This window comes from Demequina sp. NBRC 110056 (assembly GCF_002090155.1).
GTDB lineage: Bacteria > Actinomycetota > Actinomycetes > Actinomycetales > Demequinaceae > Demequina.
In genome coordinates this window covers 445,687-471,779 of sequence record NZ_BBRM01000002.1, presented here as the reverse complement: position 1 = coordinate 471,779, position 26,093 = coordinate 445,687, and the positions used below count along the sequence as shown (strand labels likewise).

25 protein-coding genes are annotated in these 26,093 nt (G+C 71.5%); 16 read left to right on the top strand and 9 right to left on the bottom strand.

Translation table 11 applies throughout. From position 1 onward, the window contains the following. Positions 1 to 8: 8 nt before the first annotated feature. Positions 9 to 848 (bottom strand): NAD(P)-dependent oxidoreductase, encoded by an 840-nt coding sequence (locus B7K25_RS02220; RefSeq protein WP_084103801.1) that lies wholly within the window; start codon positions 846 to 848, stop codon positions 9 to 11. Continuing rightward, positions 848 to 1,621, bottom strand: coding sequence for an enoyl-CoA hydratase/isomerase family protein (locus B7K25_RS02215; RefSeq protein ID WP_084103799.1), 774 nt, complete (start codon positions 1,619 to 1,621; stop codon positions 848 to 850). Before B7K25_RS02215 ends, B7K25_RS02220 begins: the two co-directional genes overlap by 1 nt. A 197-nt stretch (positions 1,622 to 1,818) precedes the next feature. Here B7K25_RS02215 and B7K25_RS02210 point away from each other — a divergent pair, with 197 nt between their 5' ends. The 6 genes from B7K25_RS02210 (at position 1,819) to nrdG (ending at position 8,069) form a co-directional block, all read left to right on the top strand. Further along, on the top strand, positions 1,819 to 2,358 hold the full coding sequence (locus B7K25_RS02210; RefSeq protein WP_234988039.1) for a PadR family transcriptional regulator: 540 nt from the start codon (positions 1,819 to 1,821) through the stop codon (positions 2,356 to 2,358). Between the two features lie 38 nt (positions 2,359 to 2,396). Further along, positions 2,397 to 4,082, top strand: coding sequence for an AarF/ABC1/UbiB kinase family protein (locus B7K25_RS02205; RefSeq protein ID WP_084103797.1), 1,686 nt, complete (start codon positions 2,397 to 2,399; stop codon positions 4,080 to 4,082). Positions 4,083 to 4,146: 64 nt separating this feature from the next. Then, the gene (locus tag B7K25_RS02200; protein WP_144018808.1) at positions 4,147 to 4,428 is read left to right on the top strand and encodes a hypothetical protein; all 282 of its coding nucleotides are present in this window, start codon (positions 4,147 to 4,149) and stop codon (positions 4,426 to 4,428) included. 99 nt (positions 4,429 to 4,527) lie between these two features. Beyond that, positions 4,528 to 5,118 (top strand): thymidine kinase, encoded by a 591-nt coding sequence (locus tag B7K25_RS02195; protein ID WP_084103793.1) that lies wholly within the window; start codon positions 4,528 to 4,530, stop codon positions 5,116 to 5,118. A gap of 186 nt (positions 5,119 to 5,304) precedes the next feature. Beyond that, positions 5,305 to 7,497: an anaerobic ribonucleoside-triphosphate reductase gene (gene nrdD / locus B7K25_RS02190; RefSeq protein WP_084103791.1), complete on the top strand. Its 2,193-nt coding sequence runs from the start codon at positions 5,305 to 5,307 to the stop codon at positions 7,495 to 7,497. 62 nt (positions 7,498 to 7,559) lie between these two features. Further along, positions 7,560 to 8,069, top strand: coding sequence for an anaerobic ribonucleoside-triphosphate reductase activating protein (gene nrdG, locus B7K25_RS02185; RefSeq protein ID WP_234988038.1), 510 nt, complete (start codon positions 7,560 to 7,562; stop codon positions 8,067 to 8,069). Positions 8,070 to 8,304: 235 nt separating this feature from the next. Here the strand turns inward: nrdG and B7K25_RS02180 are convergent, their stop codons facing one another. Both B7K25_RS02180 and B7K25_RS02175 read right to left on the bottom strand, forming a co-directional pair. Further along, the gene (locus tag B7K25_RS02180) at positions 8,305 to 9,894 is read right to left on the bottom strand and encodes a M15 family metallopeptidase (protein ID WP_084103789.1); all 1,590 of its coding nucleotides are present in this window, start codon (positions 9,892 to 9,894) and stop codon (positions 8,305 to 8,307) included. Between the two features lie 285 nt (positions 9,895 to 10,179). Next, a complete protein-coding gene (locus tag B7K25_RS02175) occupies positions 10,180 to 10,806 on the bottom strand; it encodes a Pr6Pr family membrane protein (protein ID WP_084103787.1) in 627 nt (208 codons plus the stop codon). A gap of 110 nt (positions 10,807 to 10,916) precedes the next feature. On the opposite strand from B7K25_RS02175, the gene B7K25_RS02170 reads away from it, so the two are divergent. After that, on the top strand, positions 10,917 to 11,819 hold the full coding sequence (locus B7K25_RS02170) for an NUDIX domain-containing protein (protein WP_084104499.1): 903 nt from the start codon (positions 10,917 to 10,919) through the stop codon (positions 11,817 to 11,819). Between the two features lie 3 nt (positions 11,820 to 11,822). Here B7K25_RS02170 and B7K25_RS02165 read toward each other — a convergent pair whose 3' ends face one another. Then, positions 11,823 to 12,461: an alpha/beta hydrolase gene (locus B7K25_RS02165; RefSeq protein ID WP_159450089.1), complete on the bottom strand. Its 639-nt coding sequence runs from the start codon at positions 12,459 to 12,461 to the stop codon at positions 11,823 to 11,825. A 104-nt stretch (positions 12,462 to 12,565) separates the two neighbouring features. On the opposite strand from B7K25_RS02165, the gene B7K25_RS02160 reads away from it, so the two are divergent. Beyond that, positions 12,566 to 12,991: an OsmC family peroxiredoxin gene (locus B7K25_RS02160; protein ID WP_084103783.1), complete on the top strand. Its 426-nt coding sequence runs from the start codon at positions 12,566 to 12,568 to the stop codon at positions 12,989 to 12,991. A 63-nt stretch (positions 12,992 to 13,054) separates the two neighbouring features. On the opposite strand, the gene B7K25_RS02155 is transcribed toward B7K25_RS02160, so the two are convergent. Together B7K25_RS02155 and B7K25_RS02150 are read right to left on the bottom strand one after the other, a co-directional pair. After that, positions 13,055 to 14,500 (bottom strand): amidohydrolase, encoded by a 1,446-nt coding sequence (locus tag B7K25_RS02155; protein ID WP_084103781.1) that lies wholly within the window; start codon positions 14,498 to 14,500, stop codon positions 13,055 to 13,057. Between the two features lie 2 nt (positions 14,501 to 14,502). Beyond that, entirely contained in the window at positions 14,503 to 15,462 is a 960-nt protein-coding gene (locus B7K25_RS02150) for an aldo/keto reductase (protein WP_200807820.1), read from the bottom strand. 97 nt (positions 15,463 to 15,559) lie between these two features. Here B7K25_RS02150 and B7K25_RS02145 point away from each other — a divergent pair, with 97 nt between their 5' ends. Continuing rightward, the gene (locus tag B7K25_RS02145) at positions 15,560 to 16,375 is read left to right on the top strand and encodes an EI24 domain-containing protein (protein ID WP_084103777.1); all 816 of its coding nucleotides are present in this window, start codon (positions 15,560 to 15,562) and stop codon (positions 16,373 to 16,375) included. Here the strand turns inward: B7K25_RS02145 and B7K25_RS02140 are convergent. Next, positions 16,341 to 17,231 carry a LysR family transcriptional regulator gene (locus B7K25_RS02140; RefSeq protein WP_084103775.1) on the bottom strand — a complete coding sequence of 297 codons (891 nt, stop codon included), beginning with the start codon at positions 17,229 to 17,231 and terminating at the stop codon, positions 16,341 to 16,343. The genes B7K25_RS02145 and B7K25_RS02140 overlap by 35 nt on opposite strands. 82 nt (positions 17,232 to 17,313) lie before the next feature. Between B7K25_RS02140 and B7K25_RS02135 the strand changes: the two genes are divergently transcribed. Continuing rightward, positions 17,314 to 20,799, top strand: a complete 3,486-nt coding sequence (locus tag B7K25_RS02135; RefSeq protein WP_084103773.1) for a proline dehydrogenase family protein — start codon at positions 17,314 to 17,316, stop codon at positions 20,797 to 20,799. 102 nt (positions 20,800 to 20,901) lie between these two features. After that, complete coding sequence (locus tag B7K25_RS02130) at positions 20,902 to 22,581, top strand: alpha/beta-hydrolase family protein (RefSeq protein ID WP_084103771.1); 1,680 nt, start codon at positions 20,902 to 20,904, stop codon at positions 22,579 to 22,581. Between the two features lie 9 nt (positions 22,582 to 22,590). Here the strand turns inward: B7K25_RS02130 and B7K25_RS02125 are convergent, their stop codons facing one another. Next, positions 22,591 to 23,220, bottom strand: coding sequence for a gamma carbonic anhydrase family protein (locus B7K25_RS02125; protein ID WP_084103769.1), 630 nt, complete (start codon positions 23,218 to 23,220; stop codon positions 22,591 to 22,593). A gap of 150 nt (positions 23,221 to 23,370) precedes the next feature. Between B7K25_RS02125 and B7K25_RS13645 the strand changes: the two genes are divergently transcribed. The 5 genes from B7K25_RS13645 (at position 23,371) to B7K25_RS02100 (ending at position 26,059) form a co-directional block, all read left to right on the top strand. Beyond that, positions 23,371 to 23,523 (top strand): hypothetical protein, encoded by a 153-nt coding sequence (locus B7K25_RS13645; RefSeq protein WP_159450088.1) that lies wholly within the window; start codon positions 23,371 to 23,373, stop codon positions 23,521 to 23,523. A gap of 11 nt (positions 23,524 to 23,534) precedes the next feature. Next, entirely contained in the window at positions 23,535 to 24,185 is a 651-nt protein-coding gene (locus B7K25_RS02115; protein ID WP_144018807.1) for a CDP-alcohol phosphatidyltransferase family protein, read from the top strand. Positions 24,186 to 24,216: 31 nt separating this feature from the next. Then, positions 24,217 to 24,639: an FHA domain-containing protein gene (locus B7K25_RS02110; RefSeq protein WP_084103765.1), complete on the top strand. Its 423-nt coding sequence runs from the start codon at positions 24,217 to 24,219 to the stop codon at positions 24,637 to 24,639. Positions 24,640 to 24,643: 4 nt separating this feature from the next. Then, positions 24,644 to 25,378, top strand: coding sequence for a MerR family transcriptional regulator (locus B7K25_RS02105; RefSeq protein ID WP_084103763.1), 735 nt, complete (start codon positions 24,644 to 24,646; stop codon positions 25,376 to 25,378). 105 nt (positions 25,379 to 25,483) lie between these two features. Further along, complete coding sequence (locus tag B7K25_RS02100) at positions 25,484 to 26,059, top strand: MerR family transcriptional regulator (protein WP_084103761.1); 576 nt, start codon at positions 25,484 to 25,486, stop codon at positions 26,057 to 26,059. Positions 26,060 to 26,093 lie beyond the last annotated feature (34 nt).

Sequence of the window (26,093 nt, the reverse complement as noted above, 5' to 3'; positions counted from 1 at the left end):
GGCCCTCGCTAGTCGAGGAAGATGTCAGGGAACAGCGCCTCGTCGGGCGTGCCCGGAACGGCGGCATAGCCCGACAGGTCGGTGACGCCTGCCGCCGCGAGCACGTCCTCGACGATCAGGCTCTGCCCGGTCAGCTCGCGAGGGTCCGACGTCAGCACCTCGTACGCGGCGTCCGCGTAGATCTCCGGGGTCCGGCTCGCCCGCATGATCCGCTCACCGCCGAGGATGTTCTCGACGGCTGCGGTGGCGATCGTGGTGCGCGGCCACAGCGTGTTGGCCGCGACGCCTCGCTCCGCGAACTCGGCCGCGATGCCCAGCGTCGCCATGGTCATCCCGAACTTCGCCATCGTGTAGCCCGTGTGCGCGCCCAGCCAGCGCGGGCTGGGGTTGAGCGGCGGCGACAGCGACAGCACATGCGCGTGCGCAGAGGCGAGCAGGTGGGGCAGCGCGGCCCGCGTGAGCATGACGGTGCCGCGCACGTTGACGTCCTGCATGAGGTCGTACTTCTTGGGGTCGAGCTCCTGCGTGCCCGACAGGTCGATCACGCTGGCGTTGTTCACGACGATGTCGATCCCGCCGAACCGCTCGACGGCCGTGTCCACCGCGCGGTCGATGTCGGCGTCCACGCGCACGTCGCCCACCACCGCGACCGCGCTGCCGCCGGCAGCCTCGATCGCCTCGGCGGCCGAGTGGATCGTGCCCTCGAGCCTCGGATGCGGTCGGTCGGTCTTCGCGAGCAGCACGACGTTCGCCCCGTCGCGCGCGGCGCGCAGAGCGATGGCGAGGCCGATCCCTCGGCTTCCGCCGGACATGAGCAGGGTGCGCCCCGCCAGGCCTGAGCCGGTCATCACGCCTCCGCCCGACCTGATCGGCGAGCGGAGAACGCCGCGATGCGCGCCTGCGCATCGTCGGTGTCGTACGCGCGGCCGATGCTCTCCGCCTCCTCGGCAAGGCTGCGCTCGAAGGGGCGCGTCGACGACGCCCGCACCAGCTGCTTCGCGTGCCCGAACGCCGCGGTGGCGCCGTCCCTCCACGCGCGTGCGATCTCCAGGGCGCGAGCCTCGGGATCGTCGGTCACCTCGGCGACGAAGCCCCAGTCGAGCGCGGCCGTGGCGTCGAGCTCTCGGCGGGTGAGCAGCAGCTGGAGTGCGCGGGTCTCTCCCACAGCGCGGGTCAGCAGCGTCGACACGCCGAGGTCCGGCGTGAGGCCCACGTCCGCGTATCGGCCCGCGACCCTGAGGTCGGGTCCCGCGACGACGAGGTCCGCGGCCAGCAGGACGCCGATGCCTCCGCCGGCGACCGCGCCGCGCGCCGCGGCCACGACCGGGATCGAACTGCCGTGCAGCGCGGCGATGCCTTCGTGGATCACGTGCGCGCTCGCCGTCACCTCGGAGCCAGAGACGCCGGCCGTGCTCATCGCGACGATGTCGCCGCCGGCGCAGAATGCCGGACCCTCGGCGGAGATCAGCACCGCGCTCACATCGGGATCCGCGACCGCCGCGAGGCAGGCCGTCCGGTAGGCCTCGCCCATGGCGAAGTCGAAGGCGTTGAGGCGTGCGGGGCGCGCGAAGGTCAGCTGGGCGATGCCGTCCTCGACCTCGTAGCGCAGGGGTGCCGTCATGGGTCCTCCTCGTGAATCGTCGTCGATCCGTGGGCCCATCCTGTCACGGGTGACGACGGCCCTCGTGCCGCCCGGGCTTGCCGTGTGGACTTGCAGAGGACCGATGCGCGTGTGACCATAGCGATATATCGTTCAGTGTCGTTCGGAACGGCACAGGTGTTGGGAACGGCACGGCGAGCAGGCCACGGGAGGTCCTCATGGGAGCACAGAAGCACACGGCGTTCGACCCGGCCCAGGCGGGGGAGGCGATGCGTCAGGCGTTCGACCAGATGCGGTCGACGTTCGACAGGCAGGTGGGCCAGCGCATGGGGCGTGGTGACGTCAGGGCTGCGATCCTTGCCCTGCTCCTCGAGGAGCCGATGCACGGCTACGAGCTCATCCGGCAGATCGAGAGCCGCACCAACGGACGCTGGAAGCCGAGCCCCGGCTCCGTGTACCCGACGCTGCAGATGCTCGCCGACGAGGGCCTCGTGCACGCCGAGACCACCCAGGACCGCAAGGTGTACTCGCTCACCGAGGAGGCCAAGGAGGAGGCCGAGGCCTCGGCCGCATCGGCGCCGTGGACGTCGACGTCGTTCGACGCGTCGGGCCTGGGCGTGGTGCCCAAGGCCGCGATCGACCTCGCCCAGGCGACCTCGCAGGTGTTCCGCTCGGGATCGAGCGCGCAGCAGGAGGAGGCGGCGGAGGTCCTCAGCGAGGCGCGACGTAAGATCTACTCGATCCTCGCGCAGGACTGACGGCACCCGCGTCGGACGGTCGGGATCAGGGAGGTGTGATGCCCGACACGGTCCTCGACCGCGCCCGGTACCGGAGGCTGCTGCGCTTCGCGGCGCGCCACCTCGTCGTCACGTGGTGGTACGAGGTCGTGCTGCCGCTCATCGGCCTGCGTCGCGTCGCCGACCGCACGCGCACCGACCGGATGCAGGCGTTCGCCAGGCGCTTCCGCGGCCTCGCCGTGGAGCTCGGCGGGCTGATGATCAAGATGGGACAGTTCATGTCCTCGCGGCTCGACGTGCTCCCACCGGAGATCACCAAGGAGCTCGAAGATCTCCAGGACGAGGTGCCGCCCGTCGAGTTCGGCGCCGTCCGCGAGCTCGCGGAGGCGGAGTTCGGCGTGCCCCTCGAGCGCGTCTTCGCCCGCATCGAGACGGAGCCCCTGGCCGCCGCGTCGCTCGGGCAGGCATACCGCGCCACGCTCGCCGAGCTCGACGCAGCGCAGGCGGGATTCTCCGAGGTGGTCCTCAAGATCCAGCGGCCCGGCATCGGCGCGGTCGTCGCCGTCGACCTCGCGGCGCTGCGCAAGGTGGGCGGATGGCTGCAGCGCTTCCGGCTGGTGTCCGACCGTGTCTCGATGCCGGCGCTGATCGAGGAGTTCGCCGCGGTGAGCCGCGAGGAGATCGACTACCTCCACGAGGCCAGCAACGCCGAGCGGTTCGCGGAGAACTTCGCCGACGACCCTCGAGTGCGCGTCCCGGACGTGGTGTGGGAGCGCACCTCGCGTCGCGTGCTGACCCTCGAGGACGTCTCCGCGATCAAGATCACGGACCGGTCGGCTCTGTCGGCCGTCGACATCCGTCCGGCCGAGGTCGCCAAGGTGTTCGCGGAGCTCATGTTCGACCAGCTGTTCGACCACGGCTTCTTCCACGCCGATCCCCATCCCGGGAACCTGTTCGTGGCTCCCGCGGCGCCCGGCGCCGGCGGGCCGCCGTGGACCATCGCCTTCGTCGACTTCGGGATGATGGGCTCCGTCGACCCCGCGGTGAAGTCGGCGATGCGCAAGCTCGTGGTGGCGTCGGCGGCCCGGGACGGCGCGGGTCTGGTCGCAGCGATGAACGACGCCGGGGTGCTGCTCCCGAATGCCGACGTCGCCGAGCTCGAGAAGGTGATGTCCCAGGTCTTCTCCCGGTTCGGCGGCATGGGAGTGGCCGAGCTGCGCGACGTCGACCCGCGCGAGTTCCGTGACTTCGCCGTGGAGTTCGGCGACGTCATGCTCACGTTGCCGTTCCAGCTGCCCGAGGACTTCCTGCTCGTCATCCGCGCCGTGTCGCTCGTGTCCGGCGTGTGCACGACGCTGGATCCTCGATACAACGTGTGGGACTCGATCGAGCCGTACGCGCGGACCCTCGTGCGCACCCAGGGTGCGAGCGCGGCCGCGGACCTCGGACGCGAGGCGCTCGAGATCGCAGGGGTGGCGTGGCGCCTGCCACGGCGCGTCGACGCCGTGCTCTCGCAGGTCGAGCGCGGGAAGCTGCCCGTGACCGCGCCGCGCCTCGAGCGGACCATCGCGCAGCTCGATGCCTCGGCCCGGCGGCTGATCTGGGGCATCGTCTTCGCCGGCATGATCCTCGCCGGTGCGATCGTGCGTCCCGACGCCGAGGGCCTCGGGACGACCCTCATGATCGCGTCCGTGGCGCCGTTGCTCATGGCCGTCGTCGGTGGACGGCGTCGCCCGAGGAGATGAGCCCGGCCGCCTCGCTGCGGGCGCGGTCGGGGCGACCGTGCGTTGGCGGGCGTACCGTGGGCACATGTTCGTGCTGATGTCGATCCACCACCCACGCCCTGAGCACCGCGCAGCGCTGATCGACTCGATGCATCGCTACGGCGCGGCGATTCGCGGAAGCGACGGCCTGGTGTCGATCCACACCCTGGCGGACGAGGACTCGGAACGGCTCGTGGGCCTCGCGGTCTTCTCGTCACGCGAGCACTTCGAACGGCTCGCACCCGTCGCTCGCGCGGCGGTGGCCGAGGACCCGTTCGACGAGTGGGAGAGCGTCGACATCGACGGCCTGCGCCTCACCGAGGTCTGAGAGCCCGACGCCGCCCATGCTCGCGCCTGCCGCGCCGCGCGCGCCGCTAGGGTGGAGGCCATTCAGGCGCGCGCGGGCGCGCGTGCGAGAAGGGTGACGATGGCCAAGCTGTACTTCCGCTACGGAGCGATGAACTCCTCGAAGACCGCGCTGCTGCTGACCGCCGCGTACAACTACGAGGAGCGCGCGCAGCACCCCGTCATCGTCAAGCCGGGGATCGACACGAAGGCAGGGGAGTCGGTGTCCTCGCGCATCGGCCTCGAGCGTCCCGTGGACGTGCTCCTGGCCGCCGAGGACTCCCTGCTGGAGGCGCTCACGACACACCGGCCCCTCGACCAGGTGGACGCGGTGTTCATCGACGAGGCGCAGTTCCTCACGCCGGCGCAGGTCGACGAGGCGTTCGTCGTCGCGGTCCGGCACGGTGTCCCGGTGCTGTGCTACGGGCTGCGCGGCGACTTCATGACCCGCTCGTTCCCCGGCTCCCTGCGGCTGCTCGAGATCGCCCACGCCATCGAGGAGCTCAAGACCATCTGTCGCTGTGGCTCCAAGGCGATCTTCAACGCCAGGATCGTCGGCGGCGAGTTCGTCAGCCACGGCGATCAGGTGGCGATCGACGGCCAGCAGGCCGACTACGAGTCGCTGTGCGGGCGCTGCTACCTCGACGAGGTCGGCGCCGTCGCGAACTCCTGACGCGTCCGCGACACGCCGGTCGGTGCCGGCGCTTCGAGGTGCCGCAGCCGCGGCGGTCAGTGCTTGTCGGGACCTAGGTCCCGATCCGCACGAACCCCGAGATCTAGTGTTCGAGTGCGCCGCCGACCACCAGATCTAGTGGTCGGACGGTGTATGGACACTGACATCGACCCTTGGGGAGCAGCCATGACCACCGTCGATCTGGACGCGACCGCCGCCCTCGCGACCTCACACCTCACCGTCGTCAAGCGCGACGGTCGACTGCTGCGATTCGACGGAGCGCGCATCCGCGCGGCATTGCGCAAGGCATTCGACGCGGTGGCGCTCGACGAAGTGCGGACCAGCGACCCCGAGGCGACCATCACGCGGCTGGGCGCCACGATCGATGCCGAGATCGTCGCGCGGCACCACGGCTCGGTGAAGATCTACGAGATCCGGTCCGTCGTCGAGCAGGTCCTGCTCGAGGCAGGGGAGTTCTCGGTCGCACGCGCCTACATCGACCACCGGGTCGACCGTGACTTCGCCCGCGCCCGCGCGACGGACGTCAACCACGCCGTGTCGCGGCTCGTGGAGAAGGATCACGCCGTCGTCCACGAGAACGCCAACAAGGACGCGAACGTGTTCAACACCCAACGCGACCTCACAGCGGGGATGGTGGGCAAGGCGATCGGCCTGCGCATGCTGCCCGCGCATGTCGCGAACGCCCACCAGAAGGGCGACCTGCACTTCCACGACCTCGACTATCACCCGTACTCGCCCATGACGAACTGCTGCCTCATCGACTTCGAGGGCATGCTGTCGACGGGCTTCCGGATCGGGAACGCGCAGGTCGAGCCCCCGCGGTCGATCCAGACCGCGACGGCGCAGATCTCGCAGATCATCGCGAACGTGTCATCGAGTCAGTACGGCGGCTGCACCGTCGACCGGATCGACGAGCTGCTCGCGCCCTATGCAGCGCTCAACCTTGCGAAGCACCGCGACGACGCGGAGGCCTGGGTGGAGTCAGAGGAGCGCCGCGAGCAGTTTGCGCGCGAGCACACCCGCAAGGACATCGTCGACGCGATGCAATCGCTCGAGTACGAGATCAACACCCTGTTCACGTCGAACGGTCAGACGCCCTTCACCTCGGTCGGGTTCGGTCTCGGCACGGGGTGGCTCGAGCGAGAGATCCAGCGCGCGATCCTCGAGATCCGGATCGCCGGTCTGGGCGCCGAGGGGAGGACCGCGATCTTCCCGAAGCTGCTGTTCACCCTCAGGCGCGGAGTGAACTTCGAGCCCGGCGACCCCAACTACGACATCAAGTCGCTCGCGGTCGAGTGCGCCACGCAGCGCATGTACCCCGACGTGCTGAACTACGACAAGGTCGTCGAGATCACGGGCTCGTTCAAGGCTCCGATGGGCTGCCGATCCTTCCTGCAGGGGTGGGCGGACCAGGACGGTCGCGACACGGTCGCGGGACGGATGAACCTCGGAGTGGTGACCCTCAACCTTCCGCGGATCGCCCTCGAGTCCGAGGGTGATCTCGCGCGGTTCTGGCGCATCCTGGACGAGCGCCTGGACACCGCCAAGGACGCGTTGGCGTACCGCATCGCGCGGTGCAAGGAAGCCGTGCCGGAGAACGCGCCGATCCTCTACGTGCACGGCGCGTTCGGCCGCCGGCTCGAGCCGGGTGACGAGGTCGACCTGCTGTTCCGTGACGGGCGAGCCACCGTCTCCCTCGGCTACATCGGGTTGTACGAGGTGGCTGCCGCGTTCTTCGGCGGCGCGTGGGAGCACGACGCCGACGCGAAGGCTCTCACGCTCGAGGTGCTCGGGACCCTGCAGGAGCGTGTGCGCGCGTGGACGGCGGAGACCGGCTATCACTTCTCCGTGTACGCGACGCCCTCGGAGAGCCTGACAGATCGATTCTGCCGGCTCGACGCCGAGCGGTTCGGCGAGGTCGCCGACATCACGGACAAGGGGTACTACACGAACTCCTTCCACTACGACGTGCGCAAGAGCCCCACGCCGTTCGAGAAGCTCGACTTCGAAGCGGAGTACGCGCCTCTCACCTCGGGAGGCTTCATCCACTACTGCGAGTACCCGGTGCTCCGCTCCAACCCGAGGGCGCTCGAAGCCGTGTGGGACCACGCATACGAGCGAGTGGGCTACCTCGGAACCAACACCCCGATCGACCGCTGCTACGACTGCGGGTTCGCGGGTGACTTCGACCCCACGGCGACCGGCTTCGCGTGCCCCGAGTGCGGGAATCAGGATCCGCGCACGTGCGACGTCGTGAAGCGCACCTGCGGGTACCTCGGGAACCCGCAGCAGCGGCCCATGGTTCAGGGACGCCACCGAGAGATCGCCTCGCGCGTCAAGCATCTGCCCGAGGCATAGACGTGGCGCACCGCGAACCCGTGCCGCGGACGTGGCGCGCTGACAAGGTCAGCCGGGGACACGTGGCCGACTATCAGCCATTCTCGTTCGTCGACGGCGAGGGCGTGCGCTGCAGCGTGTACTTGTCCGGGTGCCTGTTCGCATGCGAGGGCTGCTACAACGAGGCGGCGTGGAGCTTCCGCTACGGCGAGCCGTACTCGCGCGAGCTCGAGAACCGGGTCCTCGAGGACCTCTCGCACCCCGCGGTCCAAGGGCTGTCGCTGCTCGGCGGAGAGCCGTTCCTCAACACTCAGGTGTGCCTAGCGCTGGCCTCCCGCGTGCGAGCGGAGCTGGGCTACGCCAAGGACATCTGGATCTGGAGCGGGTACCGGCTCGAGACGCTCGCCGCGGACCGACGCGACAAGCGGATGCTGCTCGAGCTCGTCGACGTCCTCGTCGACGGACCGTTCGACCTGGCCAGGCGCGACGCCAGCCTCGCCTTCCGAGGCAGCGACAACCAGCGGGTGATCGACGTCCGCGCGTCACTCGCCAGCGCGGAGGCGGTCACCTGGGAACCCGCGGGGAGGTCCTGAACCACGGCGGACCGATGCGCCGAGGGCCCATGGACGTCGTGCGGCACACGGGCGGTTCGGTCTCTCGCCTCTCGTGCAGCGGGCTGCGGTCAGAGGGGCCGTGGAGGGGGCGCGGTGGTGTTCAGGCCGACCGTGCCAGGGGCGGGACGCGCGCGGACGCGACGGACCCGGCCCCCGAGGGTGTGCAGGGTGCTGCGCCGTCCTGGCGCGAGGTCTGCAGGCGCCGCGGCCGCGCCTACTCCTCGTCGCCCCCGTCGTCGTCGCTCGCGGCGTCGTCGCCACCGTCTTCATCGCTCGCATGCACGCCGAAGGACTCCTCCCCGAACGCGCTCGTCGCGCTGTCGAGGAGCGCCGGCTTGTCGGGCGCGTCGAAGTCGACGTCCGCCGCGACGAACTCGAGGTGCCACCACTCGGGGCGGGAGCCGCCCGCGCGTGCCCACGTCGGGTGCACCCAACCGTAGTCGGCGCCGTTGGCGGCCAGCCAGCGCGCCGATGCGTAGTCGAGGTCCACCGCCATGCCCCAGCCGTGGTTCGACGTGCCGGGACGCGCCGCCGTCGAGGGCTTGCGCGCCTTGGTCGTCACCTGAAGGCCGTACGAGCGGTACGAGTCGGTCATGACGAGGTGCTTGCCGGTCTGCTCGTAATAGTCGGCGTCGGCCGCCTCGATCGCCTCGGCTGCGTCGCACTGGAGGTAGTGACCATCCGCGAAGTCCACCGCACACAGGCTTCCCTTGGCGAGGCGCCCGTTCGACCCGGACACGCCAGCAGGTTGGCCGGTCCAGCCGGCCTGGCGCTGGGCCACGACGTCGCGGAGCTCGTCCTTGTGGGCCTCGCGCGCCGCGGCGAGCGCGGTGTCGTAGGCCTCCATGCGCGAGGCGTTGACCTGGTCACGGCGCGTGTTCTCGGTGGCCAGCCAGCCTTCGTGCGACGTCTGCAGCTGTCCCATCGCGGAATCGAGGGCTTCCGCTGCGGCATTGAGGTCGTCGAGCGCAGCGGCGACGAAGTCCGCGTCCGTCCGATCGACCTGCGAGGCCGCCGCGGTGGCGGCGGCGAGCGTGGACGAGGCCGAGCGCGCGGTCGTGACCGCGGACGCCGTCACCACGCGCTGGCCGACCTTGTCGATGATCGGCGTCGTCTGCTCCGCGAGCGCGGTGACGGCCTCGACGGTCGCGTCGAGGGTCAGGAGGTTCTCGGCGAGCGCGATCTCGGCTGTCGCTTCCTCGAGAGTCTGTGTCTCGGCGTCGACGTCCTGCGCCACGGCGTCGAGAGCCTCGCTCGCCGCGGTCAGGCGCTCGGTCGCGGCGCGCGCCTCGGAGGGAGACTCCACGTCGCCGCTGAGGACCCTTTCCACGTCGGCGACTGCGGCATCGACCTCTCCGAGATCGGTCTCGACGTCCGCGGCAGCGTCCTGGAACTCGTCCGACGCCTCAATCAACTCGTCGGAGATGGGGTCTGCGACGGCGACCTCGTTCGCCGCGAGGGTCGCGCCCTCGGTGACGATCTGGCTCTCGGAGAGCGACGCCTCTGCCTCGGCCGCGGCATCGGACGCCGCGGCGATCGACTCGGACAGCGCATCGGCTGCCTGGGAGATCCGCTCCTCATCCTCGAGACCCTGCGCGACGGACACGGCCTCCTCGGCCTTGAGGATCGAGTCCTCGAACTGCGCGCGGTTGTCCTCGAGGGCAACCGCTGCGGCGCGGGCCTCCGTCACGGCGCGGTGGCGGTCGAAGGCGTGGGCGCCATAGGCGCTGAACAGGCCGAGGGAGAAGCACGCGAGCGCGACGGACGCGGCGAGCTGGCGGTACGGGCGAGAGAAGAACGACATTGCACAGGGGGATCGGGACAAGGACACGCGCGCCCCGGGCGACCGGGGCACACGGCATCGCGCACCGCGCCAGAAGGGCGGTGCTGCGCGGTGCAGGGAGATGCGTGCGAACGTGACGAGCCCGGGTTTCCATGCCGGGTGGCGGCCGTACGGGCGCCGTCGAGAACGCGCGGTTCCCTGCTGTGCTGCGGCGATGCGACAGGCCGACAACGCGTGGGGCTCGCGGCGGTGTTCCCATACTCGGTGTGAGAAGGGTCACGTCGGCGTGGGCTCGTCGCTGTGCCGTCAGCCCTCGCGGTTCGTGACGGACGCGCGCAACGAGCGCTGGGCGGCGAGGAATCCGTGAAGCGCCGCGGCGACGATCATGCCGACGCCCGCGATCCCCGCCACCGTGGTGGCGACCGTGACCAGACCTCGTTCGGGGTCGAGGAACGGGTACGGCACCCAGCCGTCGATCTGGGATCGCGCGATGAGGTAGCCGAGCCACAGCGCGGGCACGGCCAGCACGCTCCACCAGGTCCGGACCGGGAGCTTGCTGGCGTGTCCGACGAGGACGAGGTCGAGCAGGAGGATCGCGCCCGAACCGCCGTGGAGGATGAGGTTCGCCCACGGGAACACGGGAGTGGCCACCCCGGACAGCAGGGACCAGTAGACGACGCCGGTGATGATGCCGTAGGTGGCGGCGTTGACGCGCAGCAGAGCGACCCAGCGAGGCTCCGACTCTCCGGAGAGGGCCGATGCGGTGAGCGCCGCGACGGCGCACACGGCCGCGAGAGGCGTGAAGTAGCCGGGGAGCTCGGCCCAGGTGAAGGTGCCGTAGGTCAGGTCCGCCCACGCCTGGACGCCGAGCGCAGCGACGATCGCTGCGGCTCCGATGAGTCGCAGGACGGCGGTTGCGGCAGCGCTGCTCACATCGGCGACTTTACCGAGACTTTGCCTATGGTGGAAGAAGACACGGCGAGCGTGTGATGAAATCCATAGACGAATGCAGAAGTGGTGGTGTGGTGTGCGAGGCTGACGGCGTGAAGCCTCACGATCCCGCCAGCCGGGTGCCGCCCGCGTTGCGCGGCGACCGCGATCCCGGCGACGCGTGGGTCGTCGCGCCCACGGGCGAGCGCTTCTGGGGCAGGTTCGGCGCTGCGGGAGTGCTGCTGCACGATGCGTCTCGAGGGGTGCTCCTGCAGCATCGCGCGCTGTGGAGCCATCACGGCGGCACCTGGGGCATCCCCGGCGGCGCGCTCCACGCGGGCGAGGACCCGATCGACGGCGCGATCCGCGAGGCGGGGGAGGAGGCGGGCATCGCCCGCGAACACGTCACGCCACGCTCGGCGATCGTCGTCGACCGAGAGGTGTGGCGCTACACGACCGTGATCGCTGGCGCCCATCCATCGTCAGACCCGCGACCGGCGGACGCCGAGAGCCTCGAGCTGCGCTGGGTGCCCGAAGGCGCCGTCGAGGAGCTCGACCTGCATCCCGCCTTCGCTACCGCCTGGCCCGAGCTGCGCGCGATGCTCCCGGTGGTCGCGTCGGTGGTGGTCGACACCGCGAACGTGCTGGGATCGCGTCCCGACGGCTGGTGGAAGGACCGAGCGGGGTCGACGTCGCGCCTCGCTCAGCGCCTGGTGCCGCTGACGCGCGGGATCGTCGCCACGGAGCTGGACCTGCCCGGCGAGCACTGGTTCCCCGAGATCGAGCTGGTCCTCGAAGGCGAGGGACGGTCAGCGACCGTGCCGAAGCCGCTCCGTGCGACGAGGGCCCCCGGCAGCGGGGACGATGCGCTCGTCACCGAGGTGGCGCGGCGTGTCGCCGACGGCGAGTCGGCCACCGCGGTGACGTCGGATGCGCTGCTCGCGCAGCGCGTGCGCGAGGCGGGCGGACACGTGCGCTCCGTCGGGTGGTTGCTCGCGCTCGTCGACACGGCCTGACCCTCACCCAGCGTCGGCGTCCAACGCGTCCACGAGGAACGCATTGAGGTCACCGAGCATGGCGGCGTTGACGCCGTGGCCCAGCCCCGCATAGGTGCGGATCGTCGGCGTGCTGATCCGTGGCACCAGCGCGTCGAGTCGCGCGATGGCGTCCGGCCAGATCACCGGGTCCTGAAGGCCCCGACCCCAGAACAGGGGAGGGCGGCTATCGCCCAAGAGCCCATCGGCCGGCTGCACGGCGTCGGTGACCAGTCCGGCCAGGACGGCGGTCGCGGCGATGCGTTCCGGCCGCGTCCTCAGCAGTTGGAGGGCCATGAGTCCGCCCTGGGAGAAGCCGATCGGCACCAGCAGGGTACCAGCGGGGAGAGCCTGATCGACCCAGTCCCAGAGGGCAACGGTGGCGTCCTCGATGGCGTCCTGACTCGGCTCGCCGGGGAGGTCGAGGGGAAACCAGGCGGCGCCTCCGCCGGGCATGGGCAGCGGGGCGCGCACGGACACCCATGGCAGCGCCGGCAGGTGCGGCGTGAGCCCCGGCAGGTCGCGTTCGTTCGAGCCGTAGCCATGGAGGAGCACCATGACCGGGCCTTCGGCGGGCGAGGCCGGGGTGACATCGGGGGAGGACAGGTGCATCAGGGCTGGCATGGGTCCAGTATGGCCGCGCCGGCGCAGCACTCGAGGCGGGCCCATGCTTCACTGGGAACGGCGCGACCGTCGCGTCGCGCGGAGCAGCATGGAGGCAGATCGACATGGCAGTGAAGAGCACAGCGAGCACCCTGTGGCGCGGCTCCTTGGGCGAGGGCTCGGGGACGACGTCGTTCGGCACCGGAGCGGCGACGCTCAACGTCAACTGGAAGGCGCGCTCCGAGGGCGCCGAGTCGACCACCACGCCCGAGGAGCTGCTCGCGGCGGCGCACGCCTCGTGCTTCGCGATGGCGCTGTCGCACGGGCTGGGAGAGGCCGGCCACGCGCCCGAGGAGCTCCAGGTCTCCGCCGAGGTGAGCTTCCAGCCCGGTGAGGGGGTGCTCGGATCGATCCTCAAGGTGTCGGGCTCCGTGCCGGGCCTGTCGCAAGAGGAGTTCGAGCGCTTCGCCAACGAGGCGAAGGCTGGGTGCCCCGTGTCCCAGGCCCTCGCGGGGATCGAGATCACGCTGGGTGCTGCGACCCTGAGCTGAATCGGCGTCGGGCGCGTCGCCCTCGGCGACCGCGCGGCCGTCGGGGCAGGCGGAGCCCCGCGCTCAGAGCGCGCGGTGCGTGAACAGTCCCGCTGTGACCGTGGCCGCCACGGGCATGCGTCGCAGCTCGTCGACGTCGCACGTGAGTGGGTCGGCGTCGACCACGACGAGGTCGGTGGCGCGCCCGTGCGCCAGGCTGAGGTCGCCTCCGACCGCGGCCTCGAGGGCTTCGCGCCGCTCGAGGCTGTGCTCGGGGTGCCACGGCTCGCGCTCGTCCGAGGTGCGGTGCACGGCCGCGGCGATGCCCCTCCAGGGGTCCAGCGGCGCGACCGGCGCGTCGGACCCGAGCAGCAGCTCGGCTCCGCTGCGACGCAGGGCGCCGAACGGGAAGGCGCGGTCGGCTCGGTCGGGCCAGAAGCGCTCGGTCGCGTCGCGGTCGTCCCAGAGATGCTCGGGCTGCACCGACGCCGCCACGCCGAGTCGCGAGAACCGCTCGAGGTCCTCGTCGCGCACCAGCTGCGCATGCTCGATCGTGCCCCTCGCCCCGGTGCGCTCGAACGCGTCGAGGGCGTGTGTCACCGCGGCGTCGCCGATGGCGTGCACGGCAGCGGTGAACCCGTGCGCCGTCGCCCGCTCGAGCAACGTCTCGCACAGCTCGGGCGACACGGTGAGCATGCCCCGCGTGTCTCGCCCGGGATAGTGGTCGTGACAGTACGCCGTGCGCGTGTTGAGCGATCCGTCCGTGATGATCTTGAGCGGGCCGATCGTGAGGCGCCCTCCGGTGCCTGCCACCGTGTCGTCCGAACGCCATCCGGACTCGATACGTTCGTCGAGCTCTGCGGGGTAGAAGCCGGATCGAACGCGGAGCGCGTGCAGGCCGCGCGTCATGCGCTCGGTCCAGCCTTCGAGGTTGCGCGCCATCTCGAGGTCGACGATGCCGACGACGCCCCGGGACGCGGCCGCGACCGCCGCCTCGGTGATCGCGAGGTCCTCGTCGCCGGGGGCGGCCTTCTCGAGCCGCATCTGCAGCCCGAACGCGTCGTCCTCGCGCAGGACACCCGCCGTGGGCAGGCCGTAGCGGTCGCGCGCGGCGGTGTTCACCCAGCAGGCATGCATGTCGCCCGAGAGGATCACGACGGGCCGAACCGTCGCGACCGCGTCCAGGACCTCGGCCGTCGCCTCGTCGTCCCACATGGCGTCGCGGTAGCCGTAGCCGATGAGCGGCTCGTGCATGGCCATCTCCGCGCGCAGGCGCGCGGCGACGATCTGAGCGGCGCCAGCGGCGCTCGTCGCGGCCGACAGGTCCAGGCGTCGGCGCACGATGGCCCACTGGGTGAAGTGCACGTGGTGGTCCCACAGGCCCGGCAGCACCCATCGTCCGTCGAGGTCGATGGCCTCGTCCGGACTGCCGGGCGAACCGGGGTCGATGAGGATCCCGTCACGGAGTCGCAGGTCGACGGGAGCATCGGCGTCGATGATGCGGGCGCCAAGGAGCAGCAGGTCGGTCACGGTCAGTCGTTCCTCCACAGGTCGGGGCGGGGGGCGAGGTCGTCGAGCAGGTTCCACAGGTCAGCGGGGATCGGCACCGCAGCGAGGGCAGCGATCTCGTCGACCTGAGCGGCTGAGCCCACGCCGCACACGGTCGACGTGATCCGCTCATCCCTGAGAGACCACTGCAAGGCGGCGGCAGCGATCGGCACGCCGGCCTCCGCACACGCACGACCCATCGCGTCGATGGTGCCCAGCAGCCGCGGGTCTCCCGCGGCGTAGCCGTACAGGCTCGACGTACGAGGGTGCGTCGCGAGGACGCCGCCGGCGAACACCGCGCCGTTGAGCACGCCCATGCCACGCTGGTGCGCCTCGGTGATGAGCGCATCGGCCGTCCTGTCGACGAGCGTGAAGCGGTTGTGCGTGAGGACGACGTCCAGCAGGTCGGTACGGACGAACTCGAGCAGCATCGACGCCGGACCGCCGCCCACGCCGATCACGTCCGTGAGTCCTTCATCGCGCAGGCTGACCAGCGCGTCGAGCGGGCCGCGCGGCCGAGCCGCCTCCGCGAACCCGAGGTGCTCGGGGTCGTGCAGCAGCAACGACGGCACCCGGTCCAGCCCGAGGCGGTCGAGGCTCTCCTCGAACGAGCGGCGCACGCGGTCGGCGTCGAACGTCCCGGTGGCCGGGTCACGGTCGACCTTGGTCTGGAGCACGAAGCCCTGCGGCAGCCCGCCCCGGGCGGCGATGGCCCGGCCGATGCGCCTCTCGGACTCGCCGCCGCCGTAGTTGTTCGAGGTGTCGAGGACGTTGAAGGGGCCATCCATCACCCGCGCGGCGGCCGCGAGCGCCTCGTCCTCGGTGACGACGACGCCGTGATCGGGCGAGCTCGGCCCCCACGAGGCCGTGCCGATGCTGACCGGCGTGACCTCGAGGTCCGTGCGGCCCAGCGCACGCCGGTCGGCGACGTCGGGTGCGTTCACGGGGCGTGCTCCAGGGAAGTCAGCGGGGATGTCCGCCCAGGATAGACGCGTCTGGCGCGGCCAGATCGCGGAGACCTCGCCCGACTAGCATGCATCCATGACCTCCTCCTCGCCTCCCGGCCGGCGAGGCGTCGTCGCGGAGGTCGCGCGCGGGTTCCGCACCGCGCTGAGCGGCCTGCGCACGTGGGGCACGAACCCGCGGCTGATGGTGGTGGGGCTGATCCCTGGCCTGATCACCGCGGTGGTCTTCGGGGCCGGCGCGGTCCTGATCGTGATGAACCTGGAGTCCTGGAGCGACGGGATCGCGGACGCGCTTGTCGCCGGCGACGGGTGGTTCTCCGACGCGCTCCAGGTGGTCGCCGCGCTCGCCATCCTCGGGGCCGCGGCGCTCGTCGGCATCTACACGTTCACCGCCGTCACGCTGGTCATCGGGCAGCCGTTCTTCGAGCGCCTCGCGCGGGAGGTGGACGCCTCGCAGGGCTTCGTGGGAGCCGATCCCGAGGAGGGTGCGTGGCGGTCGATCGTCCGAGGCATCGGGGAAGCGCTGCGGCTCGCTCTCCTCACCGTTCCGCTCGCGGTCGTCCTGTTCCTCATCGGCCTGATCCCGGTGGTGGGCGGCGTCACGGCGTTCGTGCTCGGTGCGGCCTTCGGCGGGTGGTTCCTCGCGCTGGAGCTGACCACCTCTCCGCTAGCGAGGCGCGGCGTGCTCACCTTGCACGATCGACGCGCGGTGCTGCGCGGACACCGGGCGCGCGTGGTCGGGTTCGGTGCGGCCTGCTTCCTGGCGTTCCTGCTCCCTCTGGGCGCGATCGCCTTCATGCCCGCCGCGGTCGCGGGGGCGACGCACCTCGTGCAGGGACTTGGGCTCCAGGCCCAGGTCACGCCGCCGCGACCTGCTGCGCCGCGGACGTGAGCGCTGTGAGCGTCGCGCGGATCGAGGCGTCGGTCGCGGACGCGTCGCGGAACGCGGCGAACACGGTGCGGTGCATCGCGTCGTCGAGCTCCACCCGGACGATGCCGTCCGGCGCCGAGGGCCACATCAGGCCCGGGATCAGCGCGACGGCGAGGCCCGCGCGCACGAGCGCGAGGTGGGCCTGGAGGTCGGCGGTCTCGTAGCGGACGTCCGGCTCGAAGCCCGCCACCCGGCACAGCTGCTCGGCGAAGTGCCTCGATGCGGTCCCGCGCGGCTCCATCACCCAGGCGCTGTCGCGGTGCTCGGCCAGCGAGGTCGGTGAGCCGGACGGCGTCGCGAGCGCGATGCGGTCCCGGATCAGCGTCACGCGCGTGAGCCCGTCGTAGTGCGGTGCGGAGTGGTGGGGGTACTCCTCGGCGACGACGAGGTCGAAGTCCCGAGACCAGGTGTCCTCGAGCGCCTGCGCCGGCTCGCTCTGGGTCACCTCGACGCGTACGCGAGGCGCCGTGCGCGCGACCATCGGCAGTGCTGTGGGCAGCAGCGCGAGCGCCGCCGATTGGAACACCGCCAGGCGAACGGTGCCTCCGGGGGAGTCGTCGCCAGCACGCAACCGGGTCTGCACCTCCTCCACGAGCCCCAGCACCGGGCCCGCCGCGTCCGCGAGCTCCTGACCGGCGGGCGTGAGCAGCAGGCGCCTCCCCGAGCGTCGGAGCAGGGGCACGCCGGCCTCACGCTCGAGGGCGGCGAGCTGCTGCGACACCGCTGACGGCGAGTATCCGAGAACGTCCGCGACCTCGGTGACGGTGCCCCGCAGGGCGAACTCGCGCAACGTGCGGAGGCGATGGAGATCGAGCATGCCAACAGTTAAGCAGACCTGCACGGTAATGAGGAAAAGGCTGAAATGGACGTGGAAAGTCGAGAGGTCGCACACTGAGGCCATGTCCCCGACGACGACCCCTGCGCGCACCACCGCCGCCGCCGACCGATCCGTCGCCCAGGTGCGCCGATGGCTCGACCAGGCGGCGACCGTGGAGCCCAGCTCCGGCGCCCGCCTCATGGCTCACGTCCTGACCCGCCCCGGCGGCCTCCGCTACCTGACGGAGGTCGTCGACGGCGTCGTGCGTCCCGAGGACCCGCACGTCGCCGCGGTGGAGCTGCGACGGGCCGCGACCGGCGCGCCCGAGCACCTTCCTGGGGCCCTCGCGCAGCTCGCGCGCCTCGGCGGGGTGGGCGCGCGCATCGCGCCGCGCCTCACGGTGGCGGTCGCCCGCCGCGTCATCCGTGCGATGGTCAGCCACCTCGTCGTCGACGCGCGTCCGAAGCGGCTGTCCAAGGCGCTGCGGCGTCTGCGCGCGTCAGGCGTGGACCTCAACGTCAACCTCCTCGGCGAGGCGGTGCTGGGCTCGGACGAGGCGGCCCGCCGCGTCGCGGCGACGCGCGCGCTCATCACCCACCCCGACGTCGACTACGTCTCGATCAAGGTCTCGGCGGCGGTCGCGCCCCATTCTGCGTGGGACTTCGACGGCGCCGTGCAGGAGATCGTGGCGACTCTCGGACCGCTGTACGAGCAGGCGCGCGACCACGGCGGCGTGTTCATCAACCTCGACATGGAGGAGTACCGCGACCTCGACCTGACGATCGCCGTCTTCGAAGCGCTGATGCGGCGCGAGGACCTGCGCGGCCTGAGCGCCGGCATCGTCCTCCAGGCCTACCTGCCCGAGTCGTCGCGCGCGCTCGCACGGCTGCAGTCGCTCGCCCGCGAGCGCGTCGACGGCGGGGGTGCGCCCCTGCGCGTCAGGGTCGTCAAGGGCGCGAACCTGTCGATGGAGCGGGTCGAGGCGGAGATCCGTGACTGGCCGCTCGCGACCTGGCACTCGAAGGTCGAGTCGGACGCTCAGTACAAGCGCGTGCTCGACGCCGCGCTCGTCCCGGACAGCGCGCACGCGCTCAAGGTCGGCATCGCGGGGCACAACCTGTTCGACATCGCGCACGCGTGGGAGCTCGCCCGCGACCGAGGGGTCGAGGACGACGTCCACTTCGAGATGCTGCTGGGCATGGGAGAGCACGTCGCGAAGGCGGTGAGCGCCGACGTCGGCCGCCTTCGGCTCTACACCCCGGTGGTGGACCCGCGCGACTTCGACGTCGCGCTGGCGTACCTCGTGCGCCGCCTCGAGGAGGTCGCGAACCCGCAGAACTTCCTCTCGCGCCTCACGACGATCGCGTCGTCGGAGGACGACTTCGCGCGCGAGGAGGGCACCTTCCGCGAGGCCCTCGAGCTCGCGTCGACGCCCGCGGGCACCGACAGCCACCGCGAGCACCCGTCCCCGCACGACGGCGCGGCCGGGTTCCGGAACGCGCCCGACTCCGACCCCGCTCGCTCAGCCACGCGGTCGTGGGGGACGGAGATCCTCGCGCGCGCCGAGGGGTCCGAGGCCGGCGTCACCACCCTCGCCGCGGCCAGGGTCGACAGCGCCGATGCGCTCGACACGGTCATCTCGCAGGCCCACCAGGCGGGCCGCGGGTGGGGAGCCGTGCCGCCCGCGCAGCGGGCGGCGATCCTCGATCGGGTGGCGGCGCGCCTTGAGGCACGCCGCGACGACCTCATCGAGGTGATGGCCGCAGAGGCGGGCAAGACCATCGACCAGTCCGACCCCGAGGTCTCGGAGGCCATCGACTTCGCGCGCTACTACGCGCAGTCTGCCCGTGCTCTCGATGGCGTCGAGGGCGCGACGCCCCGCCCGCGCCCGCTCACGGCGGTGATCCCGCCGTGGAACTTCCCGGTCGCGATCCCCGCAGGGTCGACGCTCGCGGCGCTCGCTGCCGGCTCGGCCGTCATCCTCAAGCCGGCCGGGGAGTCCGCGCGCTGTGGGGCCGTCCTCGCCGAGATCCTCTGGGAGGCCGGGGTGCCCCGCGAGGTGCTGACCTTGCTGTCGATCAGCACGCGCACCTATGGGCAGCAGCTCCTGAGCGACCCGCGCGTCGACCAGGTGATCCTCACCGGAGCGTTCGAGACGGCCGAGATGTTCCTCGGGTTCCGACCCGACCTGCGCCTGTACGCCGAGACGTCGGGCAAGAACGCCATGATCATCACGCCGAGCGCGGACCTCGACCTTGCCGCGAAGGACCTCGCTGCCTCCGCGTTCGGCCACGCCGGGCAGAAGTGCTCCGCCGCGTCGCTGGCGATCCTCGTCGGTTCGGTGGCGGACTCCCCGCGGTTCCACCGGCAGCTGCTCGACGCGGTTCGATCCCTGCGCGTCGGCCGCCCGTGGGAGCCGGGAACGCAGATGGGGCCGGTGATCGCCGAGCCACAGGACAAGCTGCTACGCGGACTGACCGAGCTCGAGCCGGGCGAGACCTGGTGGGTCGAGCCCGAGCGGCTCGGGGAAGCGCTGTGGACGCCCGGCGTGCGCGGCTGGGTCCAGCCGGGCACGTTCCTGCACACCGTCGAGTGCTTCGGTCCGGTGCTCGGCGTGATGCGCGCGCGCGACCTGGACCACGCGATCGCGCTCGTGAACGAGGTGGACTACGGCCTGACCTCAGGGCTTCACACCCTCGACGAGGGTGAGATGAGGCGTTGGCTCGACCGCATCGAGGCGGGCAACCTCTACGTGAACCGCGGCATGACGGGCGCCATCGTGCAGCGCCAACCCTTCGGCGGCTGGAAGCGCTCGGTGGTGGGCCCCACGTCGAAGGCAGGCGGTCCGCACTACGTCGCGTCGCTGACGGACTGGGTCCGCGCCGAGACCCTTCCCAGCAGGGGAGCGCGCCTCGCCGATGCCGTCGAAGGGATCGTGCGCGCGGCAGACCAGGACTGGGTTCGCGCGGCGGCCGAGAGGGACGCGGAGGCCTGGGCCGAGCGCTTCAGCGCCGGCCACGACCCGACGGGGCTGCGCGCGGAGCGCAACATCCAGCGCTATGTGCCGACGCCGGCCCTCGTGCGCTGGGATGGCGAGGACGGCGCGGCCCTCGCTCGCGTCGCGGTCGCTCTGAGCGTGGCGACGGGCCGCCGCCAGGTGCGCGAGGGCGCGACGGATGCAGCCAGCACACGCGCGCACGCGACGCCGACATCCGCTGCGCAGAGCCAGGCTCTGACGGTGTCGAGCGCGTCCGAGCTGCCTGCCACGCTGCGCGAGGCGCTTCGTGGCGCCGGCATCGACGTCGTCGTCGAGGACGACGACGCGGCGGTCGCGCGGGCGCGGGCGGTGGCCGCAGGACGGGTCCGCCTCGTGGGCGCGGTTCCCGCCGCGTGGCGCGGCGGTGCCGACCTTGCGCTGTTCGACGGGCCGGTCACGGCCGCGCCCGAGCTCGAGCTGGTGCCATTCCTGCGGGAGCAGGCGATCTCGATCACCGCGCACCGCTACGGCACGCCGTTCGAGGCCGCGGAGCGTACGGCCGACAGGGTCGTCTCCACCGGCCGTGCGTAGCGCCTGACGCGCCGCGTGTCGTCCGCGCGCCGGGACGTGCTGGAGGTACCGGCGCCTCTACTGTGGTGCCCGGAGCGGGGCGGTCCCGCGCGAGGAGAGACCATGCGAGTGCCCATTCTCGAGCGCCTGCCGAAGGCCAAGCACCAGCTCGACATCGCGGGTGCCGTCGTCGGCGTGCTCGCGTTGCTGGTGTCCCTCACGCCGTCGCTGCTGCCTCGCCCCAACTGGGCCCAGGGCCTCGTGAGCGGCCTGGCGTTCGCCGTCGGCTACGGCGTCGGCGTCGGGCTGTGGAGGCTCGCGGTCGTCATCAGCCGCGGACGGCTGCGACCGTCGGCCGAGGCGCCGTGGTGGCTGGTGACCGCCATCGGGCTCGCCGTCGCCATGGCGTTCATGCCGCTTGCGGTCGGATGGCAGAACTCGGTGAGGGAGGCCGTCGGCGAGGCCCCGACCTCGGGCTTCGACTGGTTCGTCGGCGCGATCTTCTACGCGGCGGGCGCCACGCTGGCGTTCAGCATCGGGCGCGGGGTCGCCCGCGGCTGGCGGGCCCTGCATCGGCTCTCGGTCCGTTGGATCCCGGGAGACCGTGAGCGCCGGCGTTCGCGCTTCCTGGACGGGGTCGTGACGCTGGTGGGGATGCTCGTCGTGGCCTCGCTCGCCCTCAGCGTGCTGTCGTGGCTGCTGACCGCGGTGTCGGTGCAGCGCAACCGAGCCTACGATCCTGAGTTCCCCCAGCCGACGAGCCCGCTCAGGTCCGGCAGCGATGCGAGCCTCGTCGCGTGGGACGAGGTGGGCCAGGCGGGCGCCAAGATCGTCGGCGGCGGACCCACCGTGACGCAGATCGAGGCCGTCACGGGCATGACCGCAGTGGACCCGATCCGGGTCTACGTCGGCATCGACGCCCCCGGAACGTTCGAGGAGCGTGCGCAGCTCGCCGTCGAGGAGCTCGAGCGCACGGGCGCCGCGGAGAGGTCGGTGCTGATGGTCGCGGGCACCACGGGTTCGGGCTGGCTCGATCCCGCGGCGCTGGACGGCTTCGAGTACCTGCACGCGGGGGACACCGCGATCGTCGCCCAGCAGTACGGCGCGACGGGAAGCCCCGTCTCGGCTCTGCTGACGCCGGACCTGTCGCAGGACGGCACGACGGCGCTCGTGCGTGCGGTCACGGCGTGGTGGAACGAGCTCCCCGCCGACGACCGTCCCCAGCTCCTGGTGTACGGGCTGAGCCTCGGCTCGTTCGGCATCCAGTCCGCCTACGCGTCGGGCGACGCGCTCATGAGCGAGACGCAGGGCGCCGTCCTTGCCGGAACGCCCAGCTTCACCCCGGTGTGGAGCGCCTTCCAGGACGCCCGCGATGACGGCAGCCCCTACAGCCTGCCGGTGCTCGACGGTGGCGAGCACGTGCGCTGGGCGGCGCAGTGGGGAGGCCTCGCCGAGCTCGGCGGCACCTGGTCCGAGACGCGCGTCGCGTACCTCCAGCACGGCACCGACCCGATCGTCTGGATCGGGCCGAGCGTGATCTGGTCCGAGCCCGAGTGGCTCAAGCCTGGCCAGCGGTCGCCAGAGATCTCCACGGACATGACCTGGATCCCGGTGGTCACGGCGTTCCAGGGGGTGATCGACCTGATCCTCAGCACGGCTGTGCCGGAGGATGCCGGGCACAAGTACGGCAACCTCGCCCTCGACGCCCTCCACGAGGTGACCGGCGACGCCGGCCTGGACGACGAGGCGCTGGAGCGCATCCGGACGGTCATCGAGACGTACGACACCTACGTCGTCGAGTAGCGGTCCAGCTCAGCGCTCGTCCTCGCCGGACGTCTCGCGCCCGGCATCGTCGATCACGACGTCGTTCGCGTGCTCACCGTAGAACGCGGACTGCCTCGCCATGATCTCCTCCATCGAGGACGTGCGGGTGGCGTCGTAGACCGTGCCCGGGAAGTCGAGCCCCTCCTGGATGCGCCAGATCTCGGCGTGCTCGTGGGCGGGCAGCAGCTGAGCCGGATCGCCCACCGCGATCCAGCCGATCGGCACGACGGACCGGGGCGCGAGCGCGGTGTTGACCTGGATCACGGCGTTGACACGGACCTCGCAGCGCTCACGCACGAGGCAGCCGGGGAAGAGCGACGCGCCGGTGGCGATGAAGCTCTCGGACTCGACCGTCGCTCCGTTGAGGTGGGCGTGCGGCCCGATGAGCACGTGGTCGCCCACGACGGCTGGGTGCGCGCGGCGCCCCTTGATCACTGCGTTCTCCATCACGACGACCCGCGCGCCGATCGTCACCGGCCCGTCCTCGGCAGTCAGCACCGCGCCGTGCAGGATGCGCGACCCCTCGCCGACCCTGACGTCGCCGCAGACGACGGCCGAGGGCGCGACGTACGCGCTCGGATGGATCGTCGGGGATGCACCGCGGCTCTCGATGAGCATGGCTCCCACCCTAGGGACGGGCGCGCCCGCGCGCTGAGGCGAGCCTCGAGGCGGGTCGGGCCGAAGCCCCGTCTCGCCCTGCGCCGCGCCGCCGCCCGCCCTAGTCTGGAGATGTTGGAGCAGGTCGAGCCTCGAGAGAAGGAGTCGGTCATGGGAGACGAGCACGCGGTCGACACCCGCCGCTACAAGATGGAGCAGATCAAGGCGAAGGAGCTCGCGCGCGGCGCGAGCGAGGACGAGGCCAACCGCATCGCCGCCGCCACCGTCGACAAGGTCATCGCCTCGGAGGGTGAGGACCAGTAGACTCCCCCTCCGTGGGCGACAGCGCAGAGACGACGGACGAGGGGACGACGGACGAGACGGGCACGCCCGCACACCCGGCGACGACCATCTGGACCGTGCCGAACGTGGTCTCGTTCGTGCGCATCGGCCTCATCGTCATCTTCGGCTGGCTGCTGATCGCCGGGTACGACGGCTGGGCGATCGCCGCCCTCGCCGCTGCGGGGATCAGCGACTTCTTGGACGGCTTCCTCGCGCGTCGGTGGCACCAGGTCTCGGAGCTCGGGCGGATGCTCGACCCCGCGGCAGACCGACTCCTCACGGCCGTGGTCGTGGTGGGTCTCGCGTTGCGCGACATCATCCCGTGGTGGCTGGTCGTCGTGCTCCTCGTCCGCGACGCCATGGTCGGGATCGCGCTGCTGGTGGGCCGCAGGCGCGGCGCGAAGCCGCCGCACGTCACCTTCGTCGGCAAGTGCGCGACGGCTGGCCTCTACGTCGCGCTGCCGCTGGCGTTCGTCGCGTTCGAGCGCTGGGATGCGGTCCACGTCGCGGCTGTCGTGGGAGCGTGCGCGGCGGCCGTCCTGTACTGGATCTCCGGCATCGGCTACGTGCGAGACATCGCCTCGAGGATGCATCGCGGCACCGGCGGCGAGTCTGTCGCGACCGCGCCTCAGAGCCTAGGATGATGAGGTCAGCCCGACCACGGAAGGAGGAGCGATGACGTACGACGAGAGCCCCGTGGAACGCACGATGTCCCTCGACTCGCCCATCGTCTCGGACGAGCACGCGCCGCACCGGATGTCGCCGCAGGACCAGACCGCAGTGGATGCGCTCGACGAGGCCTGCGCGCTGCTGATCGTCCACCACGGACCGAACCAGGGCGCCCGATTCCTGCTCGACGTCGACGTGACGACCGCAGGTCGCTCCGTCTCCGGCGACATCTTCCTCGACGACGTGACGGTCAGCCGCGAGCACGCGCGCTTCGTGCGCGACGGCAAGCGCTTCCTGGTCCAGGACGCTGGCTCGCTCAACGGCACGTACCTCAACCGGGAGAGCGTCACCGAGGCGGAGCTTCACGAGGGCGACGAGGTCCAGATCGGCAAGTACCGCATGACGTTCTACCCCGGTTCCGTCGGCTGATCCGATGACGGCTCTCCGGGCGCTGGTTCCCGACGAGGGGCCCGAGCGCGAGCAGGAGCGAGGCGCGGCGCAGGGTCTCCCGTGGCCGCAGCAGCTGTCCCACGACCCCGAGCTGCGGGTGAGCGACGTGCTGGCTCAGCTCGTGCACGAGTTCCCCGCCCTCACGCCGTCCAAGCTCCGCTTCCTGGACGCCAACGGCCTCGTCAGCCCTCACCGTTCCGGCGGAGGCTACCGCTTGTACTCGGCCGCTGACGTGGAGCGGCTCCGATTCGTCCTACGCCGCCAGCGGGACGAGTACCTGCCGCTCCAGGCGATCGCGACGCAGCTCGCCGACCTCGACGCCGGTCGCGTCCACCAAGCCATCGGCCCCCGCGCGGTCACGGAGTCGTCGGCGCAGCTGACGCGCGCGCAGCTCGCCGAGGCGGCGGGAGTGGAGCCGGAGGTCGTGGATGCCCTCGATGGCGCGGGTCTGATCTCCACGACCGGACCGGCGCGGTACGAGCACGACTGCGTGCCGCTCGTGACCGCCGGCGCGGCCTACCTGTCCGCGGGAGCGGACCCCCGATCGCTCACGAGCCTCGCCCGCGCCGCCGGCCGCGAGGCCGACCTCGCTCGCGACGCCGCGCGCCCGCGCCGGGGCAGGGGAGACGACGAGAGCGCCGATGCGATCGTGCGCCACCGCGCCGATGCGGCGGTCGCGCTGTTCTCGGCTTGTGTGCACGCCCAGATCGACCGATAACGACAGCAAGGACGGTCAACGGACTGCGCGCCACGTCGGCGGGGGTCGTTGACCGCGGTGGGGCCCGGCCCTACCGTTGAGGACGAGAGCTACGAGGGAGACGCGATGGCGGAGCAGGGCGGTCAGGACGTGACCCCGGTGCGCGACCAGGGCATCCTCTTCGACGACGGCCTCGCCCACCTCGACGAGAACGCCGGCTACCGCGGACCCACCGCCTGCAAGGCGGCGGGGATCACCTACCGTCAGCTCGACTACTGGGCCCGCACCGGGCTCGTCGAGCCGAGCGTCAAGTCCGCGACCGGCTCAGGCACGCAGCGCCTCTACGGGTTCCGCGACATCCTCGTCCTGAGGGTGGTCAAGCGCCTCCTCGACTCGGGCGTGTCGCTCCAGCAGATCCGCACCGCGGTGAGCACGCTGCGCGAGCGCGGCATCGAGGATCTGTCCCAGATCACCCTCATGTCCGACGGCGCCTCGGTGTACGAGTGCACCTCCGACGACGAGGTCATCGACCTGGTCCAGGGTGGCCAGGGCGTCTTCGGCATCGCGCTGGGCAAGGTCTGGCGCGAGCTCGAGGGCTCGCTGTCGGCGCTTCCCGCGGACCGCGGCGACGTCCCCGCGGCAACTTCCGATGAAGTTGACGAGCTCGCGATGCGGCGCGCGAAGCGCACCAACGCCAGCTGACCAGTATTTTCTAAGCAACTTTCGAAACCTTCCC

What these genes read in the sequence shown, in the direction of transcription:
- B7K25_RS02220 (WP_084103801.1), bottom strand. Translation starts at nt 848, where the DNA reads ATGACCGGCTCAGGCCTGGCGGGGCGCACCCTGCTCATGTCCGGCGGA.
- B7K25_RS02215 (WP_084103799.1), bottom strand. Translation starts at nt 1,621, where the DNA reads ATGACGGCACCCCTGCGCTACGAGGTCGAGGACGGCATCGCCCAGCTG.
- B7K25_RS02210 (WP_234988039.1), top strand. Translation starts at nt 1,819, where the DNA reads ATGGGAGCACAGAAGCACACGGCGTTCGACCCGGCCCAGGCGGGGGAG.
- B7K25_RS02205 (WP_084103797.1), top strand. Translation starts at nt 2,397, where the DNA reads ATGCCCGACACGGTCCTCGACCGCGCCCGGTACCGGAGGCTGCTGCGC.
- B7K25_RS02200 (WP_144018808.1), top strand. Translation starts at nt 4,147, where the DNA reads ATGTTCGTGCTGATGTCGATCCACCACCCACGCCCTGAGCACCGCGCA.
- B7K25_RS02195 (WP_084103793.1), top strand. Translation starts at nt 4,528, where the DNA reads ATGGCCAAGCTGTACTTCCGCTACGGAGCGATGAACTCCTCGAAGACC.
- nrdD (WP_084103791.1), top strand. Translation starts at nt 5,305, where the DNA reads ATGACCACCGTCGATCTGGACGCGACCGCCGCCCTCGCGACCTCACAC.
- B7K25_RS02180 (WP_084103789.1), bottom strand. Translation starts at nt 9,894, where the DNA reads ATGTCGTTCTTCTCTCGCCCGTACCGCCAGCTCGCCGCGTCCGTCGCG.
- B7K25_RS02165 (WP_159450089.1), bottom strand. Translation starts at nt 12,461, where the DNA reads ATGCCAGCCCTGATGCACCTGTCCTCCCCCGATGTCACCCCGGCCTCG.
- B7K25_RS02160 (WP_084103783.1), top strand. Translation starts at nt 12,566, where the DNA reads ATGGCAGTGAAGAGCACAGCGAGCACCCTGTGGCGCGGCTCCTTGGGC.
- B7K25_RS02145 (WP_084103777.1), top strand. Translation starts at nt 15,560, where the DNA reads ATGACCTCCTCCTCGCCTCCCGGCCGGCGAGGCGTCGTCGCGGAGGTC.
- B7K25_RS02140 (WP_084103775.1), bottom strand. Translation starts at nt 17,231, where the DNA reads ATGCTCGATCTCCATCGCCTCCGCACGTTGCGCGAGTTCGCCCTGCGG.
- B7K25_RS02135 (WP_084103773.1), top strand. Translation starts at nt 17,314, where the DNA reads ATGTCCCCGACGACGACCCCTGCGCGCACCACCGCCGCCGCCGACCGA.
- B7K25_RS02130 (WP_084103771.1), top strand. Translation starts at nt 20,902, where the DNA reads ATGCGAGTGCCCATTCTCGAGCGCCTGCCGAAGGCCAAGCACCAGCTC.
- B7K25_RS02125 (WP_084103769.1), bottom strand. Translation starts at nt 23,220, where the DNA reads ATGCTCATCGAGAGCCGCGGTGCATCCCCGACGATCCATCCGAGCGCG.
- B7K25_RS13645 (WP_159450088.1), top strand. Translation starts at nt 23,371, where the DNA reads ATGGGAGACGAGCACGCGGTCGACACCCGCCGCTACAAGATGGAGCAG.
- B7K25_RS02110 (WP_084103765.1), top strand. Translation starts at nt 24,217, where the DNA reads ATGACGTACGACGAGAGCCCCGTGGAACGCACGATGTCCCTCGACTCG.
- B7K25_RS02105 (WP_084103763.1), top strand. Translation starts at nt 24,644, where the DNA reads ATGACGGCTCTCCGGGCGCTGGTTCCCGACGAGGGGCCCGAGCGCGAG.
- B7K25_RS02100 (WP_084103761.1), top strand. Translation starts at nt 25,484, where the DNA reads ATGGCGGAGCAGGGCGGTCAGGACGTGACCCCGGTGCGCGACCAGGGC.